We start from the raw sequence: 425 nt of genomic DNA, 5'->3' as shown, positions 1-425 counted from the left end.
CCGCTGCGCGGAGCCAAATGAGGCTTCAATTGAGTTCATAATCCTCATTGAAACCGTTAGGCTTAAAGATGTAAGATGGAAAAATAAAATGAAAAGGAATTTCAATGAAAAACTTACCTGCTACTCAATATCAACAGTTCAAAACTGCTCTGCAGCCCAGAGCCAGCATCAAAAAAAGCAAATTCCTATAGCATAAAGCGTACCAATTAACCTGGACTCGGCATCGGCCAAGTCCAACAAGCGATTTATGCCTTGCAAACAGCGCAACGCATAAATACTAAAACGTTATAACCTTTGGAGTCATATGGATCGTACTAAAGAAATACTTTTTAAATTGGAAACTAGTTTAAACGTAAGCGGTCAATTAAGCGGTGGAGCCCGATATCATCAAGCTTTTAGATCGGCATGCCAAGGTAATAAATCAC

1 protein-coding gene is annotated in these 425 nt (G+C 39.5%); it reads left to right on the top strand.

What is annotated here, in order from left to right; all coding sequences use genetic code 11:
• Window positions 1-196 (top strand): hypothetical protein (locus tag AAEY93_RS20360; RefSeq protein ID WP_351079450.1); only part of this gene is annotated, 196 nt, incomplete at its 5' end.
• Between the last annotated feature and the right edge of the window lie 229 nt (window positions 197-425).

Source organism: Shewanella sp. CAL98-MNA-CIBAN-0140, from assembly GCF_040309905.1.
Classification (GTDB): domain Bacteria; phylum Pseudomonadota; class Gammaproteobacteria; order Enterobacterales; family Shewanellaceae; genus Shewanella; species Shewanella psychromarinicola.
The sequence above is the reverse complement of the archived record's forward strand: the minus strand, read 5'-3'. Positions and strand labels throughout refer to the sequence as shown.